Annotated in this window: 14 protein-coding genes; 7 read left to right on the top strand and 7 right to left on the bottom strand. The window is 68.2% G+C overall.

Annotation, left to right across the window (positions count from 1 at the left end):
- On the top strand, positions 1-1,299 hold the full coding sequence (gene guaD / locus AC099J_RS27350) for a guanine deaminase (protein ID WP_479618458.1): 1,299 nt from the start codon (positions 1-3) through the stop codon (positions 1,297-1,299).
- Between the two features lie 62 nt (positions 1,300-1,361).
- Here the strand turns inward: guaD and ggt are convergent, their stop codons facing one another.
- From ggt to AC099J_RS27335, 3 genes are all read right to left on the bottom strand, one after another.
- Positions 1,362-3,200: a gamma-glutamyltransferase gene (ggt, locus tag AC099J_RS27345; RefSeq protein WP_479618457.1), complete on the bottom strand. Its 1,839-nt coding sequence runs from the start codon at positions 3,198-3,200 to the stop codon at positions 1,362-1,364.
- Between the two features lie 196 nt (positions 3,201-3,396).
- A complete protein-coding gene (locus AC099J_RS27340) occupies positions 3,397-4,071 on the bottom strand; it encodes a GntR family transcriptional regulator (RefSeq protein ID WP_479618456.1) in 675 nt (224 codons plus the stop codon).
- A gap of 153 nt (positions 4,072-4,224) precedes the next feature.
- The gene (locus AC099J_RS27335; RefSeq protein WP_479618455.1) at positions 4,225-4,770 is read right to left on the bottom strand and encodes a hypothetical protein; all 546 of its coding nucleotides are present in this window, start codon (positions 4,768-4,770) and stop codon (positions 4,225-4,227) included.
- A gap of 277 nt (positions 4,771-5,047) precedes the next feature.
- Between AC099J_RS27335 and AC099J_RS27330 the strand changes: the two genes are divergently transcribed.
- The 3 genes from AC099J_RS27330 to AC099J_RS27320 all read left to right on the top strand — a co-directional run bounded on the left by AC099J_RS27330 (position 5,048) and on the right by AC099J_RS27320 (position 8,894).
- Positions 5,048-6,256 (top strand): urate hydroxylase PuuD, encoded by a 1,209-nt coding sequence (locus AC099J_RS27330; RefSeq protein ID WP_479618454.1) that lies wholly within the window; start codon positions 5,048-5,050, stop codon positions 6,254-6,256.
- 98 nt (positions 6,257-6,354) lie between these two features.
- The gene (locus AC099J_RS27325) at positions 6,355-7,689 is read left to right on the top strand and encodes a glycerate kinase type-2 family protein (protein ID WP_479618453.1); all 1,335 of its coding nucleotides are present in this window, start codon (positions 6,355-6,357) and stop codon (positions 7,687-7,689) included.
- 95 nt (positions 7,690-7,784) lie between these two features.
- Positions 7,785-8,894: a response regulator gene (locus AC099J_RS27320; RefSeq protein WP_479618452.1), complete on the top strand. Its 1,110-nt coding sequence runs from the start codon at positions 7,785-7,787 to the stop codon at positions 8,892-8,894.
- A gap of 31 nt (positions 8,895-8,925) precedes the next feature.
- On the opposite strand, the gene AC099J_RS27315 is transcribed toward AC099J_RS27320, so the two are convergent.
- Complete coding sequence (locus AC099J_RS27315; RefSeq protein ID WP_479618451.1) at positions 8,926-9,900, bottom strand: inositol monophosphatase family protein; 975 nt, start codon at positions 9,898-9,900, stop codon at positions 8,926-8,928.
- A gap of 102 nt (positions 9,901-10,002) precedes the next feature.
- Here AC099J_RS27315 and AC099J_RS27310 point away from each other — a divergent pair, with 102 nt between their 5' ends.
- The gene (locus tag AC099J_RS27310) at positions 10,003-10,746 is read left to right on the top strand and encodes an RNA methyltransferase (RefSeq protein ID WP_479618533.1); all 744 of its coding nucleotides are present in this window, start codon (positions 10,003-10,005) and stop codon (positions 10,744-10,746) included.
- Between the two features lie 12 nt (positions 10,747-10,758).
- Positions 10,759-11,535 carry a serine O-acetyltransferase gene (gene cysE / locus AC099J_RS27305; protein ID WP_479618532.1) on the top strand — a complete coding sequence of 259 codons (777 nt, stop codon included), beginning with the start codon at positions 10,759-10,761 and terminating at the stop codon, positions 11,533-11,535.
- A 12-nt stretch (positions 11,536-11,547) separates the two neighbouring features.
- Here the strand turns inward: cysE and mog are convergent, their stop codons facing one another.
- Together mog and yjgA are read right to left on the bottom strand one after the other, a co-directional pair.
- The gene (gene mog, locus AC099J_RS27300) at positions 11,548-12,147 is read right to left on the bottom strand and encodes a molybdopterin adenylyltransferase (protein ID WP_479618450.1); all 600 of its coding nucleotides are present in this window, start codon (positions 12,145-12,147) and stop codon (positions 11,548-11,550) included.
- Positions 12,128-12,775 carry a ribosome biogenesis factor YjgA gene (yjgA, locus tag AC099J_RS27295; RefSeq protein ID WP_479618449.1) on the bottom strand — a complete coding sequence of 216 codons (648 nt, stop codon included), beginning with the start codon at positions 12,773-12,775 and terminating at the stop codon, positions 12,128-12,130. The genes mog and yjgA overlap by 20 nt, the downstream gene beginning before the upstream one ends.
- 86 nt (positions 12,776-12,861) lie before the next feature.
- Between yjgA and pmbA the strand changes: the two genes are divergently transcribed.
- Positions 12,862-14,232 (top strand): metalloprotease PmbA, encoded by a 1,371-nt coding sequence (gene pmbA / locus AC099J_RS27290; RefSeq protein WP_479618448.1) that lies wholly within the window; start codon positions 12,862-12,864, stop codon positions 14,230-14,232.
- Between the two features lie 21 nt (positions 14,233-14,253).
- Here pmbA and AC099J_RS27285 read toward each other — a convergent pair whose 3' ends face one another.
- Positions 14,254-16,143, bottom strand: coding sequence for a DUF6600 domain-containing protein (locus AC099J_RS27285; protein ID WP_479618447.1), 1,890 nt, complete (start codon positions 16,141-16,143; stop codon positions 14,254-14,256).
- Between the last annotated feature and the right edge of the window lie 74 nt (positions 16,144-16,217).

The raw sequence follows: 16,217 nt of genomic DNA, 5'->3' as shown, positions 1-16,217 counted from the left end.
ATGACGACGCCCTCGCAAGCCTACCGCGCGCGCTTGCTGCGCTTCTCGCCCGAGGGCGAAGCCCTGTTCGATGAAGACGGCCTGCTGGTGGTCGGCCCGGATGCTGCCGGCGTGCAGCGTGTGCTGGACGCCGGGCCGTACCGCGAAGTGGCGCCGCGCCATCCGGAGGTGCCGGTCACGCACTGGCCGGGCCGCATCCTGGCGCCGGGTTTTCTCGACATGCATGTGCACTTCCCGCAGACCGACATCATCGGCGCGCCGGCAGAGGGCCTGCTGCCCTGGCTGGAGAACTACACCTTCCCGGCCGAGACGAGGTTCGCCGACCCTGCGCATGCTGGCGAGGTGGCCACCTTCTTCTTCGACGAGCTGCAGCGCCACGGCGTGACGACGGCGCTGACCTTCTGCACCTCGCACCCCGCATCGGTGCACGCGTTCTTTGGTGAGGCGCAGCGGCGCGGCCTGCGCATGATGGGCGGCAAGGTGCTGCAGGACCGGCATTCGCCCGATGGCGTGCGCGATGAGACCGAGCAGAGCCTCATCGATACCGAATCGCTGATCCGCCATTGGCACGGCACCGACCGGCTGGGCTATGCCATCACGCCGCGCTTCGCGCCCACCAGCACCGATGCCCAGTTGCGTGGCGCTGGTGAACTCGCCGCGAAGTACCCGGACACCTGGATCCACTCGCACGTGGCCGAGAACAAGGACGAGGTGCGCTGGGCGCGCGAGCTGTTCCCGCACGCGCGCTCGTACCTGGACGTGTACGCCGGCTACGGCCTGATGCGCGAGCGGGCGGTCTACGCGCACTGCATCCATTTCGACGACGCCGACCGGCAGCTGATGCACCACACGAAAACGGCGGCGGCCGTGAGCCCGACGAGCAATCTGTTCCTGGGCAGCGGCTTCTTCGATTACGAAGGCGCCGGCCGCATCGGCATGCGCCACGGCCTGGCCAGCGATGTGGGCGGCGGCACCAGCTTCAGCCCCTTCCACACCATGCTGGCGGCCTACTACGTGGGCCGCGAGGGGCAAACGAAACCGGGGTTGAGCCTCAAGCCGTCGCAGCTGTGGTGGCGCCACACCGGTGGGGCGGCAGAGGCGCTGGGGCTGGCGGGGGTGGTCGGCACGCTGCAGGCCGGCACCGAGGCCGATTTCGTCGTGCTGAACCCGAAGGCCACGCCGCTGCTGGCGCGCAAGACGGCGATTGCCGACACGCTGGAAGAGCTGCTGTTCGCGCTGATCGTGCTGGGGGATGACCGGCTGGTGGAGCGCACCGTCGTCGCGCAGGCTGCACCATAGAAGATCCCGGCGATGAAAAAAGCCGCCCGGCGAGGGCGGCTTGTGCGTGACGGGCGCTGGGTTCAATACCCCAGCGTCTTCCCGTCCGGGTTGCGCGGATCCGAGTAGCCGTACAGGCTGCCGCCGCGGATCTGGATCGTCTGCGTGCGGCCCATCGAGGCCTTCAGCGCGACGTTGTGGCCGCGCTGCTTGAGCAGGGCGACCGTGTCGGGCGACAAGCCCTTTTCGATGCGCAGCTCGTCCGGCGTCCACTGGTGGTGCACGCGCGGCGTGGCGGCGGCCTCTGCCGGGTTCATGCCGAAGTCGATGGTGTTGACCACGGTCTGCAGCACGGTGGTGATGATGCGCGCGCCACCGGGGCTGCCGGTCACCAGCACGGGCTTGCCGTCTTTCAGCACCAGGGTGGGCGTCATCGACGACAGCGGGCGCTTCTTGGCCGCCACGGCGTTGGCGTCGCCGCCGACCAGGCCGTAGGCATTGGCCACGCCGGGCTTGGCAGAGAAGTCGTCCATCTCGTTGTTCAGCAAGATACCGGTGCCCTTGGCGACGATGCCGCTGCCGAAGTTGGTGTTCAGCGTGTAGGTGACGGCGACCGCGTTGCCGGCCTTGTCGACCACCGAGTAGTGCGTGGTCTGGTCGCTTTCGAACGGCTGCGGCTTGCCGGGCTTGATGGTCGCGCCGCTACGCGCTTTGGCGTTGTCGATGGTCGACGCCAATTGCGCGGCGTACTTCTTGGAGGTCAGGCCCTTCTCCGGAACCTTCACGAAGTCCGGGTCACCCAGGTACTCGGAGCGGTCGGCGTAGGCCAGCTTGCTGGCCTCGGCCATGTAATGCAGGTATTGCGCGCTGTTGGAGCCCCATTGCGCCACGGGCTGCGGCTCCAACATGTTCAGGATCTGCACCAGATGCGGGCCGCCAGAGGAGGGTGGCGGCATGGTCACGATCTCGTGGCCTCGGTAGCTGCCGCGCGTGGGCGCGCGCTCGACCACCTTGTAGTCACGCAGGTCCTGCAGCGTGATGGCGCCGGCGTGGGGCGCCATCTCGGCGGCGATCATGCGGGCGATGTCACCCTGGTAGAAGGCGCGGCCACCCTGCTGGCCGATCAGGCGCAACGAACGCGCCAGATCCTTCTGCACCAGCGTGTCGCCGACCTTCAGCGGCGCGCCGCCTTTCCAGAAGATGGCTTGCGTGGCGGGCCATTTGCCCATGTTCGCCTTCTCTTGCTGCAGGATCTTGGCCAGCGTCTCGCTGACCGGGAAGCCCCTGTCAGCCAGGGCTGCGGCCGGTGCGATGACGCGCGAGAGCGGCATGGTGCCCCAGGTCTTGAGCGCGTGTTCCATGCCGGCCACGGTGCCGGGCACGCCGACGGCGTAGTGGGTGTAGAGCGACTTGCCGCTGACGACGTTGCCCTGGGCGTCCAGGTACATGTTGCGCGTGGCCGCGAGGGGCGCCACTTCGCGGAAATCCAGCGCCACATTCTTGCCACTCTTGGCATCGTGCACGACCATGAAACCGCCGCCGCCCAGGTTGCCGGCGTTGGGCAGTGCCACGGCCAGCGCGAAGCCCACGGCCACGGCGGCATCGACCGCATTGCCGCCGGCCTTCAGGATGTTCAGGCCGATCTGGGTGGCCAGTTCCTGCTCGGTGGCGACCATGCCGTTCTTGGCGACGACGGGATGGAAGACATCCATGTCGAAGTCGTAGGCCGCACTGGCGGCCTGCGCCGCTGCCGTGGTGGTGGGGGCCGTCGCAGCCGGGGCCACGACGGCGGGGGCGACCACCGGTGCCGGCGGCGGCGCCCCGGTGGCGGCCTGGGAGGTGGCGGGTGCCGTCTGGCAGGCCGTCAGGCTGGCCAGGGCGAGCGCGAGGCTGCTGGCCAGCAGGGTGTGGCGGATGTGCATGCGGTGGTTCTCCTGGGGTGCGGCTGGAAGCGCGCCAGTGTAGGGCTGCATCTGGCCGGCAATCCACCCCAATGACGCGGCCGAATCTGGCCGCCGTCCGCGCATCTGATCGGTCGCACGCAGGGGCGCGCGCAGCCCGGTGCGTTGCGCGAGCGCCGCTCAGCGCTGAAGAGGCAGGCGATTGCCTCTCAAGCGTTCAGGCCAGCGCCATCGAGATGTCGTTACTCGGGATCTTGCGGTCGAAGGTCAGCAGCTTTTCCAGGCGCACAAGATGGTCGTCCATCAGTTGCACGGCCCGTTCTTCTTCGCGCGCGGAAATGGCGTCCAGCAGCGGGCCATGCTCGTTCTCGATGAAGTCGGGGCCGTTGTCCTTCTGGTACATCAGCGTGATCAGCGAGCAGCGTGACAGCAGTTCGACCATCAGCTGAACCAGCACGTCGTTGTCCAGCAGGCGCGCCATCTGCAAATGGAAATCGCCCTGCAGCTCGATGCGCTGCGCGGCGTCGCGGCTGTCCTTGAGCACGGCTTCCTGGCGCGCCAGGTGCTCGCGAAGCGACTTGATGCGCGAGGGCGTGGCCTCGCGCACGAAGGCGCGCGTCATTTCCGCTTCCATCATGCGGCGCACGGCGAAGACCTGCCGCGCCTCGGTCACTGAGGGTGCCGCAACAAACGCGCCGCGCGCGGGCTCCAGCCGGATCAGGCGGTTTTGCGACAGCTGGAACAACGCCTGGCGAACCAGCGTCCTCGAAACGCCAAAGTGGTCGGCCAGCTTTTGCTCGGCGAGCTTGGTGCCGGGGTGGAGTCGGTGCTCGACGATGGCTTTCGTCAGCGCTTCGACAATCGTGGTGGTGTTGGTGCCTGATGTGTCCATGCTTGCATCATAGATGCATTCGAGTTCGTATACAGGCTTGTTTCATTTGATACTAGAAATAAATTTGAGCGAATGCAGGCACACACTGGCTTACTTCATGTAGCAAGCTGCATGCGTGCGGGCAAGGCTGGGGCCCAGCGTGGCCGTCGGCGCTCAGAGCTGCCCTTCGGTCAGCGTGTCAAGCTGGAATTGACCGCTCTTGTGCCATAGCCAGGTGTCGGTGTAGGTGACGCGGCCCATGCGCTGAGGCAGTGGGTAGGGCGCGGCCTCGCGCACCAGGCGCTCGATTTCACGGACGACCTCGGGCGCGTGTCGGGGCGCGCGCATCCAGTGCAGGCGGCCGACGCGGCCCTGGCGGTCGATGTCGACTTCGAGCACGCCGATGGCGTACAGATGCGGCGGCAATGGGCCGCGGAAGATGCGCTCGGCGTTCTGCGCGTACACATGTGTGGCAGCGTCGCGGCGGTATTCGCGCGGCGTACCGGCAGACGACACGCGCGGGGCCTGCGGCAGGCTGGGTGGCCCCGGCGCGGCGCCTGGGGCGGGACGGCTGCCGGTGTCCGGCGCGGCTGGTTGCGTAGCGGCAGATGCGGGGGGCGTCGCGGGGGCGGTTGGCGTGGAGGGCGCGCAGCCGATCAGCAGTGCGGCCGATCCGCCGATCAATGCGCTCGTCCACAGTCGGCGGGTCGGGATGTTCATGGGGTCCTGGGGCGGTGCGCAAGAGGGGGGCTGCAGTCTACCCAACGGGTGCACCGACGGGGCCCGGCCGCGGCATGGTTATTGCTGCGCTGCAGCATGGAAGCCTCGTCCTGCGGCCGTCACGCCCGACAAAATTCCCCTAGAATGCGCGCCGGTCGCAGCGGCGCGGGACATGGCCATCATGTCCTGAGCGCGGCCATCTGTCTGCTCAGAGCGCCCGCAGTGGTGAGCAGCGCATCGCTCCGTGCCCACAGCTGGCACGCGAAGGGCTGAAAAGATGGACAGCTACTACCTCGACTGGGCCAACCTGCTTTTGCGTTGGGTCCACGTCATCACCGCGATCGCCTGGGTCGGCGCATCGTTCTACTTCGTGATGCTTGACAGCAGCCTCGAACCACCACAGGACTCCGAATCGCGCGACAAGGGCGTTGGCGGCGAACAGTGGGCCGTGCACGGCGGCGGCTTCTACAACATGCAGAAGTACCTGCTGTCACCCAAGAAGCTGCCTGAACACCTGCACTGGTCGTACTGGGAGAGCTACTCGACCTGGCTCACCGGCTTCGCGCTGTTCACGGTCTCCTACCTGTGGAACGCCAGCACCTACCTGATCGACAAGTCCAAGATGGACTGGTCTCCGGGTGCGGCGATCGGCGTGGCACTGGCGTTCTTCGTCGTGTTCTGGATGGTGTATGACGCCATCTGCCAGGTCTTCGGCAAGCGCAAGAACGGCGACGCGATCGTCGGCTTCCTGATCTTCGTGTTCGTCTGTTTCGCGTCCTGGCTGGCCTGCCACTGGTTCGCCGGGCGCGCGGCCTTTCTGCTGGTGGGCGCGATGCTGGCGACCGCGATGAGCGCCAACGTGTTCTTCTGGATCATTCCCGGCCAGCGCAAGAACGTGGCGGCGTTGCGGGCAGGGTTGCCGATCGACCCGGTGCACGGCGCACGCGGAAAACAGCGCAGCGTGCACAACACCTACTTCACGTTGCCGGTGCTGTTTGCGATGCTGAGCAACCACTACAGCTTCACGTACACCCATCCGCACAACTGGCTGGTGCTGGTGGCCATCATGCTGGGCGGCGCGCTGATCCGACAGTTCTTCGTCGTGCGCCACCGCTGGAAGCTGGGGCAAGCGGCGCATCCGCTGCCGTATGCGCTGGTGGGTGTGGCTTTCCTCCTGGGCACCATCGTCTGGCTCAAGCCCGAGCCGACGGCGCCCGTGCCTGCCGGCCAGGCCGCAGCGCCTGCAGGCATCGTGCAGGTCCAGCAGCTGATGCAGACGCATTGCCTGGCCTGCCATGGCGCCCAGGTGCAGATGAAGAATGTGCGGCTGGATTCGCCCGATTCGATCGGCAAGCATGCGCAGGCCCTGTACCAGCAGGTGGTGGTCACCAAGATCATGCCCATGGGCAACGCCACCGGCATGAAGGACGAGGAACGCGCGTTGATCGGGCGCTGGTTCGAAGGCGGCGCAAAGACCACGCCCTGAATGCGGTGTGGCACCGTTGGGGCCCTGGGTTGCGCGCGTGCGTGCGGGACGTGGACCTGACCCGCACGACGGCACAATGCGCGCCGGAGACACGACACATGCACCATCCACAAGACCCTTCCCGGATCGACCCGTCGCAGCAGCCGCGGGCCTTCCTGCAGCACTTGTACGACGCGGCCGTGGAGCGCGCGCTGCCGTTGCACAACATGGCGGCCCATCTGCCGCCGCCGCCGCGCGGCCGCACGCTGGTGCTGGGCGCCGGCAAGGCGGGTGGCGCGATGGCGCAGGCGCTGGAGGCGCTGTGGCCGGCCGATGCACCGCTCAGTGGCCTGGTCGTCACGCGCTACCACCACATTCCGCCGCGGCCCGAGGGTCTGCCGGTGCGCATCGAGCTGGTCGAGGCCTCGCACCCGGTGCCCGATGCGGCCGGCCTGGACGCCGCCGGCCGCATGCTGGCGCTGACCGAGGGGCTCACGGCCGATGACCTGGTGCTGTGCCTCATGTCCGGCGGCGCCTCGGCGCTGCTGACGCTGCCGGCCGAGGGCCTGGCGTTCGAGGACAAGCAGCGCATCAACCGCGAGCTGCTGGCCTGCGGCGCCGGCATCCACGAGATGAACTGCGTGCGCAAGCACCTGTCGCGCATCAAGGGCGGGCGGCTGGCCGCAGCCTGCGCGCCGGCGCGGCTGGTGACGTTGACGATCAGCGACGTGCCCGGGGATGACCCGTCGGTGATCGGCAGCGGCCCGACCGTGGCCGACGCCACGGACTGCGCGCAGGCGCTGGCGATCCTGCAGCGCTATGGCATTGCCGTGCCTCCTGCGATCGAGCAGGGGCTGCGTGCGGGTGCGCTGGAGACGCCCAAGCCGGGCGATGCACGCCTGGCGGGCCATTCGGTGCACATGATCGCCACGCCGCTGCAGTCGCTGGAGGCCGCCGCCGCCGCCGCACGGGCGCTGGGCGTGCAGGCGCACATCCTGTCGGACGAGATCGAGGGCGAGTCGCGCGAGGTGGGCAAGGTGCACGCAGCGCTGGCACGTGCCGTGGCGCAGCGCGGCCAACCGTTCACGCGGCCCTGCGTGATCCTGTCGGGCGGTGAGACCACGGTGACGATCCGGCGCCAGCCCGAGGGCACGCCACGCGGGCGGGGCGGCCGCGCTGGCGAGTTTTGCCTGGGCCTGGCGCAGGCGCTTCAGGGCCAGGCCGGCGTGCATGCGCTGGCGGCGGACACCGATGGCATCGACGGCATCGAGGACAACGCCGGGGCCTATGTGTCGCCCGACAGCCTGTCGCGCGCCGAGGCCCTGGGCATGAAGGTGGGCGGCTACCTGGATCGGAACGACGCGTACGGCTACTTCGAGCGGTTGGGCGATCTGGTCGTGACGGGGCCGACGCACACCAACGTCAACGATTTCCGCGCCTTGCTGGTCCTGTAGGCCGTGTTGGGCGCACGCACAATGGGGGTTATGCTGCGCGCCGAGAACGCTCGCGCGGCCAGCCTGGACCGCCATTCGCGCCTTCTGGAAGCACCATGGAACCTGTGACCCATTTGCTGGACAAGCCCGCCACCGTGTTGGTGGTGGACGACACGCCGGACAACCTGTCGCTGATGAGCGCGCTGCTGAAAGACCACTACAAGGTCAAGGTTGCCAACCACGGCGAGCGTGGCCTGCGCATCGCCAATTCGGATACCCCGCCGGACCTGATCCTGCTGGACATCATGATGCCGGACATCGACGGCTACGAGGTCTGCCGCCGGTTGAAGGCCGAGCCCCGCACGGCGGACATCCCGGTGATCTTCCTGACTGCGCGCTCGGAGGTGGAAGACGAGACCCGCGGGCTGGAGCTGGGCGCTGCCGACTACATCACCAAGCCAATCAGCCCGCCGATCGTGCTGGCGCGCGTGCATGCGCACTTGACGCTGAAGGCGCACGCAGACTTTCTGCGCGACAAGAGCGCCTACCTGGAGCGCGAGGTTGCCAAGCGCACGGCCGAGGTGCAGGCGATCCAGGACGTGACCATCATGGCGATGGCGTCGCTGGCAGAGACGCGCGACAACGAGACCGGCGCGCACATCCGGCGCACGCAGCTGTATGTGCGCCGCCTGGCGGAGCAGCTGAAGACGCACCCGCGCTTTTCCGGCTACCTGAACGATCGCACGATCGAGCTGCTGTACAAGTCCGCACCACTGCACGACATCGGCAAGGTCGGCATTCCAGACAACATCCTGCTCAAGCCGGGCAAGCTGACGCCCGAAGAGTTCGAGATCATGAAGACCCACACGACGTTGGGCCGCACCGCGATCGAGGAGGCCGAGCAGCGGCTGGGCATGCAGGTGGACTTTCTGACGCTGGCCAAGGAGATTGCCTACGGCCACCAGGAAAAGTGGGATGGCACGGGCTACCCCGAAGGTCTGAAGGGTGACGCGATTCCCGTGGCGGCGCGGCTCATGGCGCTGGCGGACGTGTACGACGCGTTGATCAGCAAGCGCGTGTACAAGCCAGCCCTGAGCCATGAGGAATCGTGCCGCATCGTCGAACAGGGCCGGGGTTTGCATTTCGACCCGGACATCGTGGACGCATTTCTGGCCATCTCCGGCGACTTCCGCGCCATCGCCGCCACGCACCGCGACGACGATTGAGCGGTCAGCGCGCGCCGTGTGACGCGCGGGTTCAGCCGGGCTGGCCGGCCGGTGGTGTCGTTTCGGGCTGCGCAGGCGCGCCAGGCGCATCGAGGGCGTCAGGGGCGGGCGCATCGGGGACTGGATCGACGGTGGGCTCCGGCGCGGTGGCGTCACCCAGAGACAGCTTTTGGCGCACGCCCGCCTTTTCGCCAGCGGGGGCAAACTTGCTGTACTTGCCGATCAAGCCCACGAGCAGCGCGTAGATCTTCGGATTGGCCGCCAGGCATTCCTTCTGGTCCAGGAAGTTGGCGTCGCCCGACAGGTTGCCGACCAGGCCACCGGCCTCGGTCACCAGCAGCGAGCCGGCCGCCACGTCCCAGGGCTGCAGGCCCTTCTCGAAAAAGCCGTCGGTGAACCCGGCCGCCACGTAGGCCAGGTCGAGCGCGGCAGCGCCAGGGCGGCGCAGGCCGGCAGTGCGCTGCATCACGTCGCCCATCATGGCCATGTATTCCTTGAAGTTGTCGCCGGGGCGGAACGGGAAACCGGTGGAGATCAGGCAGTCGCCCAGGCGGATGCGCTTGGACACGCGCAGCCGGCGGTCGTTGACGAAAGCACCGCGGCCACGTGAGGCCGTGAACAGGTCATTGCGCGTGGGGTCGTAGACGACCGCCTGCTCGACCTTGCCCTTGACGGCCAGCGCGATGCTGACGCAATAGAACGGAAATCCGTGGATGAAGTTCGTGGTGCCGTCCAGCGGGTCGATGATCCAGACGAACTCGGAATCCTTGGCGCCGTATTGGGTGCCGGACTCCTCGGCCAGGATGCCGTGGCCGGGATACGCCGTGAGCAGGGTTTCGATGATGATGGCTTCGCTGGCCTGGTCGACCTCGGTCACAAAGTCGTTCACCTGCTTCTGCGAGATCCGCAGGGCTTCCACGTCGAGCGCGGCACGGTTGATGATGGCGCCGGCGGCGCGAGCGGCCTTCGTGGCCACATTGAGCATGGGATGCAGGTTGGTCGACATGGATTGTGGTGAGGAGCGTGGAGGGCGCGATGCCGGGCCCGGATCCGCCCGCGATGGGGCGGCGACAATCGCGGGATTCTACCGATGGTCCCCCTCGTCACGATGCGCACCCGTTTTGTCCTGATCCGCACCAGCCATGCCGGCAACGTGGGCGCTGCCGCCCGCGCCATGAAGGTCATGGGCTTCGACGACCTGGTGCTGGTCGCGCCGCGCTGGCCCAATGTGCTGCGCCGCCTGGAGACCATCCAGCGCGCCAGCGGCGCGCTGGATGTGCTGGAGAACGCCCGCATCGTCGAGACGCTGGACGAGGCGCTCGATGGCGTCGACCACCTGTGCGCCACGGCCATGACACCGCGCGACTTCGGCCCGCCGACGCGCGCACCGCGTGAGCACCTGCAGAGCCTGTTGGCGCCGCCGGAAGGTGTGTTGCGGCCGGCCGGCGTGGCGTTCCTGTTCGGCTCTGAGCGCTTCGGCATGGCCAACGAGGACGTCTACCGCTGCCAGGTGGCGCTGAGCATTCCGACCAATCCCACGTTCGGCTCGCTGAACCTGGCGGCTGCCATCCAGGTGGTGGCCTACGAGTGGCGCATGGCTCTGGGCGGTTATGCCGCGACGCCGTCCACGCCGCAGGCCAAGCCCGCCGATGCGCGGCAGCTGGCCGGCATGCTGGCGCACTGGCAGGAGGCGCTGGTGGCGCTGGAGTACCTGGACCCGGCGGTGCCAAAGAAGCTGATGCCCCGATTGAACCAGCTGTTCAACCGCGCCCAGCCGAGCGAGGAGGAGATCCACATCCTGCGCGGCGTGGCCAAGGCCATGCTGCAAACGGCGGCAAAAGCGAAAAGCTAGACTCGCGCGATGCTGTTCTCCCGTCTGCGCACCGACATCCGCTGCATCCTGGAGCGCGACCCCGCGGCCCGCACCGGTTGGGAAGTGCTGACCTGTTACCCGGGCATCCACGCGCTGATCCTGCACCGCCGCGCACACTGGTGCTGGCACCACGGCTTGAAATGGCTGGGCCGCGCGATCTCGCAGCTTTCGCGTTGGCTGACGGGCATCGAGATTCACCCCGGCGCCAAGATCGGCGACCGTGTGTTCTTTGACCACGCCATGGGTGTGGTGGTCGGCGAGACGGCCGAGATCGGTGATGGCTGCACGATCTACCAGGGCGTCACGCTGGGCGGCACCTCGCTCTACAAGGGCACCAAGCGGCACCCGACGCTGGGCCGCGACGTGGTGGTCAGCGCCGGCGCCAAGGTGCTGGGTGGCTTCACGGTGGGCGATGGCGCCAAGATCGGCTCGAACGCGGTGGTGATCAAGCCGGTGCCGGCCGGGGCCACGGCGGTGGGCATCCCGGCACGCATCATCATGCCCAAGGACGACGCCCCGGCGGGCGATGCCGCGATGTCGACGCCGCGCTTTTCGGCCTACGGCGTGACGCCGGAGGACGACCCGTTGAGCCAGGCGATGCGCGGATTGATCGATGGTGCATCTGCGCAGGACCACCAGATCACGCTGCTGTGGCAGGCCATCGAGACCCTGTCTGCGCAGCGCAAGCTGGGCGATTGCGTGCCGTTGGATGCGGCGCGTACCGACTGCTTCGAGGCCGAGAAGCTCAACGCGCTGGTCGGCAAGTAGCGCATCGGCCGGTCAGCCGGCCGGCGGGCGCCGCGCCGATTTCGGCCGGAACGCGGCGCACACGCTGTCCACCGACTCCAGGTACGGCCCGCCGATCAGGTCCATGCAGTAAGGCACGGCCGCGAAGATGCCGGGCACCAGCGTTTCGCCTTGCGGCGACTTCAGGCCTTCCAATGTTTCCTGGATCGACTTGGGCTGTCCGGGCAGGTTGATGATCAGACATTGGCCGCGCACGACTGCAGTCTGGCGCGACAGGATGGCCGTGGGCACGAAGCGCAGGCTGATCTGGCGCATCTGTTCGCCAAAGCCCGGCAGTTCCTTGTGCGCTACGGCCAGCGTGGCCTCGGGTGTCACGTCGCGCAGGGCAGGGCCGGTGCCGCCGGTGGTCAGCACCAGGTGGCAGCCGGCATCCACCAGCGCGATCAGCGCGGCGCTGATGCCGGCCTGCTCGTCGGGAATCAGCCGCTCATCGAACGTCAGCGGGTTGCGCACGGCGCGCGTCAGCCAGTCGCGCAGCGCCGGCAGGCCCTTGTCTTCGTACACGCCGCTGGAGGCGCGGTCGCTGACCGACACCAGGCCGATGCGGCAGGGTTCAAGCGTCGTCGTGACCATCGTCTGGTGCGTCGTCTTGCTTGGCGTCGCCCGGTCGCAGCGTGCTGCGCACGAGCTGGAAGATCTCGCGGAAGGCGCGGCCGTGGCGCGGGGCCAGGCCGGGCTTCTCGGGCTTGGCGTCCTTGCGCGCCTGGCGCACGAGCGAGCGCAGCTGCTGCGCGTCGGTGTCGGGGAATTGGTCCAGCCAACGCTGCAGGGCGTCGTCGTCGGCCACCAGCGCATCGCGCCACTGCTCGGCCTCGTGCAGCGCGGCCACTTCGGTCGCGGTGCTGCCGTGCTGCTCGCCCAGCGTCTGGCGGATCTGCTCGACCTGCTTATCGTCCAGCTTGCGCATCAGCTTGCCGATGAACTGCATCTGACGGCGCTTGCCTTCGAAGTTGGTGATGCGGCGGGCCTCGGCGACGGCGTCCGCCAGCTTCTCGGGCAACGCCAGGCCATCGAGCAGCTCGGCGCGCAGCGTCACCAGCTCTTCGCCGAGCGCTTGCAGCTCTGTGCTCTCGCGCTTCAGGTCGGTGCGGCTGGAGGCGTCCGTGCCCTTGAGTTCGGCCTTGAGTTCGAGGTCGAGCGCGCTGCCTTCGGCCACGAATTGGCCTTGCACGAAATAGCCTTTTTTGAGTTTGCGCGACATCGGGAACCGGAGTGGAAAAGAGGGGGCGGGAAGTGCCCGGGTGGCGGCCAAGCTGCGTTGGCGCGGCAAGTATCATAGCCTCCAACATGAACAAGCCCACCCCAAGCGCCGAAGCCGGCTTCAGCTACAACCGCGCGTTTTTCGAGGAACTGGTCGACCAGGCCCTGGCCCACGCGCACAAGATCGGCGCCACGGCCGCTGGTGCCGAGGCCTCTGAAGGCTGCGGTCTGTCGGTCTCGGTCCGCAAAGGCGAGCTGGAAACCGTGGAGCGCAACCGCGACAAGTCGCTCGGCGTGACCGTCTACAGCGGCAAGCGCCGTGGCAACGCCAGCACTTCCGATTTCTCTGCCGAGGCCATCCGCCAGACGGTGCAGGCGGCGTTCGACATCGCGCGCTTCACGGCCGAGGACCCCTCGGCCGGCCTGCCGGACGACCAGGACATCGCCACCGAGCAGCGCGACCTGGACCTGTTCCATCCCTGGGCCATCGATTCCGAGGGCGCAGCCAAGCTGGCACTGGAATGCGAAGCGGCGGCCCTGTCGACCGACAAGCGCATCACCAACAGCGAAGGCGCCGGCGTGTCGGCCCAGCAGTCGCACTTCTTCACGGCCCACAGCTCAGGCTTTCGCGGCGGCTACGCGAGTTCGCGGCACTCGATCTCGGTCGCGCCGATCGCCGGCAAGGGCAGCAAGATGCAGCGCGATGCCTGGTACAGCTCGATGCGCAACGCCGATGAACTGGCCTCGCCGCAGGCCGTGGGCCGCTACGCGGCAGAGCGCGCGCTGTCACGCCTGAAGTCGCGCAAGATCGCCACGACCGAGTGCCCGGTGCTGTTCGAATCGCCACTGGCGGCAGGGCTGCTCGGCGCGTTCACGCAAGCCGTCAGCGGTGGGGCGCTGTACCGGCGCAGCACCTTCCTGCTCGACTCGCTGGGCAAAAAGGTGTTTCCCAAGCACATCGACCTGACGGAAGACCCGTTCGTGTTGCGCGGCAAGGGCAGCTCGCCGTTCGACGAGGAAGGCGTGCGCGTGGCGCCACGCAAGGTGGTGGACGCTGGGCGCGTGGAGGGCTACTTCCTCAGCACCTACTCGGCCCGCAAGCTGGGCATGCGCACCACGGGCAATGCGGGCGGTTCGCACAACCTGGTGCTGCGCTCGCGCCAGACCAAGGCAGGCGACGACCTGAACGCCATGCTGAAGAAGCTCGGCACCGGCCTGTTCGTGATCGAACTGATGGGCCACGGCGTGAACTACGTGACCGGTGACTACTCGCGCGGGGCCAGCGGCTTCTGGGTGGAAAACGGTGAGATCGCCTTCCCGGTCGAAGAGATCACGATCGCCGGCAACCTCAAGGATATGTTCCTGGGTATCACGGCGGTCGGCGCCGACACGTACAACTACGGCGCCAAGTCCGTGGGCTCGGTGCTGGTCAACCGCATGAAGCTGGCTGGCAGCTGATCGGCTGGCCGCGCAGCAAGTTCAGTTCCGCTCGCGATCGCTGCGGCGGATGCCGTCTGGCGGGCGCTGACGCTCCAGGATGGCAGAGCGTGGCGGCAGGGGTTGTTGTTGCTGTTGCTGTTGCTGTTGCTGTTGCGCCCGCTGTTGCTGCTGCTGCTGGGCCCGCTGCTGTTGCTGCTGAGCCGCCTGTTGGTCGCGCAACATGCGCTGCTGCGCCTCCTGCTGGTCACGCTGGCCGCGCTGCTGCGCTTCCTGCTGATCGCGCTGCCCACGTTGCCGAGCGTCTTGCTGTTCGCGCATGAAGCGCTCGTGTTGACCGTGCGCGTCCTGTGTCTGGCGCTGCTGGCGCTCCTGCATCTGACGCTGCTGGTTCATCTGCTGCATCTGGCGTTCGTGCAACTCGCGCTGCTGCTGGCCCGCAGCCCATTCGCGTTGCTGCTGCTCTTGGCGGTTCTGGTCGTGGCGCCGGTGCAGTTGGTCCACGCCATTCGGGTCGCGCCACTGCTGGCGCTCATTGGCCTCGCGCTGCTGGCGTTCGCGGCGCTCCTGTTCGATACGGCGCGGCAGGGCCTGGTCTGGCGGTCCGAACTGCGGGCCAGGTCCGGCGGGGCCGAAACGTGGTTCTGGTCCTACGGCACCGAAGCGGGGCCCCGGGCCGGCCGGGCCGAAATCCGGCCCGGGCGGCCGTTCGCGCCGCGTGCTGCGGATCGGCTCATCGGGCCGCAGCTCGCGCAGCGGCGTTGAGCTGACCGCGTCGGGTCGGCGCTCATGGCGATAGCCCGGGTTCTGGCCAGGCTGCGGCCGGGGCATGCCGCGGTTGACCTGGTCCAGGTAGCGCTGCCCCGCACCGAACGGCGGGCGCCAGGCCTCACCAGGGGCCAGCGGGAACCAGTCGGTGCCCGGTGCATGGCGGCGCCCGGGAGATTGGGGCCGCGGCAGCGGCGTGCCGGCGAAGCCGACCAGCGCAGGCGCATAGGCCGGCCGCCGGGCGCGCGGGCCGGGCACCCAGGCCCAGCGCGGGCCAATTTGGGCCCAGCGACCGTAGTGGAAGGGCGCAAACCCCCAGCGCGCGTCATCGATCCAGGTCCAGCCCCAGGGCTCGACCCAGCGCCACTGGCCGTCGCGGTAGGGCGCCCAGTCGTTGCTGACGATGCGTGGGTACCAGACGGTGCCGTAGGTAGCGTCGGTGCTCCATTCGCCATGGCTGTCCAGTTCCTGGTAGCCGATGATTTCGCGCGAGAGGTGCTGCGCGCTGAGCGACTGGTCTTCGATGCGGTTGCGCTCTGCCGCCCATTGGTCCAGTCCGTCCCGCGGCGCGATGCGTTGGGTGGCGATGGCGGTCAAGCGCCGGCCCACATAGCGAACGGCGGTGTTGGCGACCAGCGGAGACGATTCGCCGTTCTCGCCGAAGACGGTGGCCGCGCCGGTGCGCACGCTCACCAGGGTGGTATCGCCGGCGGGGTCGGCGTCCAGGCGGTATTCACCGGCCCGATCGACCACCATGGCCAGGTTGCCGGTGCCGATCTCGACGCGCTCGTCCGGCGACAGATCGCGCACCGTCAGGTTCAGGCTGCCTTCGGACAGGGTCAGGCGCGTGGTGGTGTCGTCCAGTGCGCTGATCTCCAGCTGCGCCGGCCCTTGCAGCCGCAGCGCATGCGCGCCGGCGTGCAACTCGGTACGGCTGCCGGCCGGCAGCCGGAGGCGGTCACCCATGGTCAGCGGCCAGTTCGGCGACATGCTTTGCCAATCGCCGGTGCCGGCCGGCGCCCACTCCAGCCCCGCGTCGGCCTGCGACACCCGGGCCACGCGCGCGGGCAATTCCTGCTGCGCCAGCGCCAGCGGTGCCGCACCCAGGCAGGCCGCCCACATCGCCAGCCGGCCCGCCCAATGCATCCATGAATTCGTTGCCATGCCAGTCTCCTGCGGTCTGCCCCCATGCGCCATGCACGTGGCCCCGCCGGTTAGAACGTGCCAGCCTGTGCTTT

The sequence above is a fragment of the Rhodoferax sp. RT4P68 genome (assembly GCF_056521305.1).
The sequence above is the reverse complement of the archived record's forward strand: the minus strand, read 5'-3'. Positions and strand labels throughout refer to the sequence as shown.

What these genes read in the sequence shown, in the direction of transcription:
- pmbA (WP_479618448.1), top strand. Translation starts at nt 12,862, where the DNA reads ATGAACAAGCCCACCCCAAGCGCCGAAGCCGGCTTCAGCTACAACCGC.
- AC099J_RS27335 (WP_479618455.1), bottom strand. Translation starts at nt 4,770, where the DNA reads ATGAACATCCCGACCCGCCGACTGTGGACGAGCGCATTGATCGGCGGA.
- mog (WP_479618450.1), bottom strand. Translation starts at nt 12,147, where the DNA reads ATGGTCACGACGACGCTTGAACCCTGCCGCATCGGCCTGGTGTCGGTC.
- AC099J_RS27310 (WP_479618533.1), top strand. Translation starts at nt 10,003, where the DNA reads ATGCGCACCCGTTTTGTCCTGATCCGCACCAGCCATGCCGGCAACGTG.
- yjgA (WP_479618449.1), bottom strand. Translation starts at nt 12,775, where the DNA reads ATGTCGCGCAAACTCAAAAAAGGCTATTTCGTGCAAGGCCAATTCGTG.
- AC099J_RS27315 (WP_479618451.1), bottom strand. Translation starts at nt 9,900, where the DNA reads ATGTCGACCAACCTGCATCCCATGCTCAATGTGGCCACGAAGGCCGCT.
- AC099J_RS27285 (WP_479618447.1), bottom strand. Translation starts at nt 16,143, where the DNA reads ATGGCAACGAATTCATGGATGCATTGGGCGGGCCGGCTGGCGATGTGG.
- AC099J_RS27340 (WP_479618456.1), bottom strand. Translation starts at nt 4,071, where the DNA reads ATGGACACATCAGGCACCAACACCACCACGATTGTCGAAGCGCTGACG.
- ggt (WP_479618457.1), bottom strand. Translation starts at nt 3,200, where the DNA reads ATGCACATCCGCCACACCCTGCTGGCCAGCAGCCTCGCGCTCGCCCTG.
- AC099J_RS27330 (WP_479618454.1), top strand. Translation starts at nt 5,048, where the DNA reads ATGGACAGCTACTACCTCGACTGGGCCAACCTGCTTTTGCGTTGGGTC.
- guaD (WP_479618458.1), top strand. Translation starts at nt 1, where the DNA reads ATGACGACGCCCTCGCAAGCCTACCGCGCGCGCTTGCTGCGCTTCTCG.
- AC099J_RS27325 (WP_479618453.1), top strand. Translation starts at nt 6,355, where the DNA reads ATGCACCATCCACAAGACCCTTCCCGGATCGACCCGTCGCAGCAGCCG.
- AC099J_RS27320 (WP_479618452.1), top strand. Translation starts at nt 7,785, where the DNA reads ATGGAACCTGTGACCCATTTGCTGGACAAGCCCGCCACCGTGTTGGTG.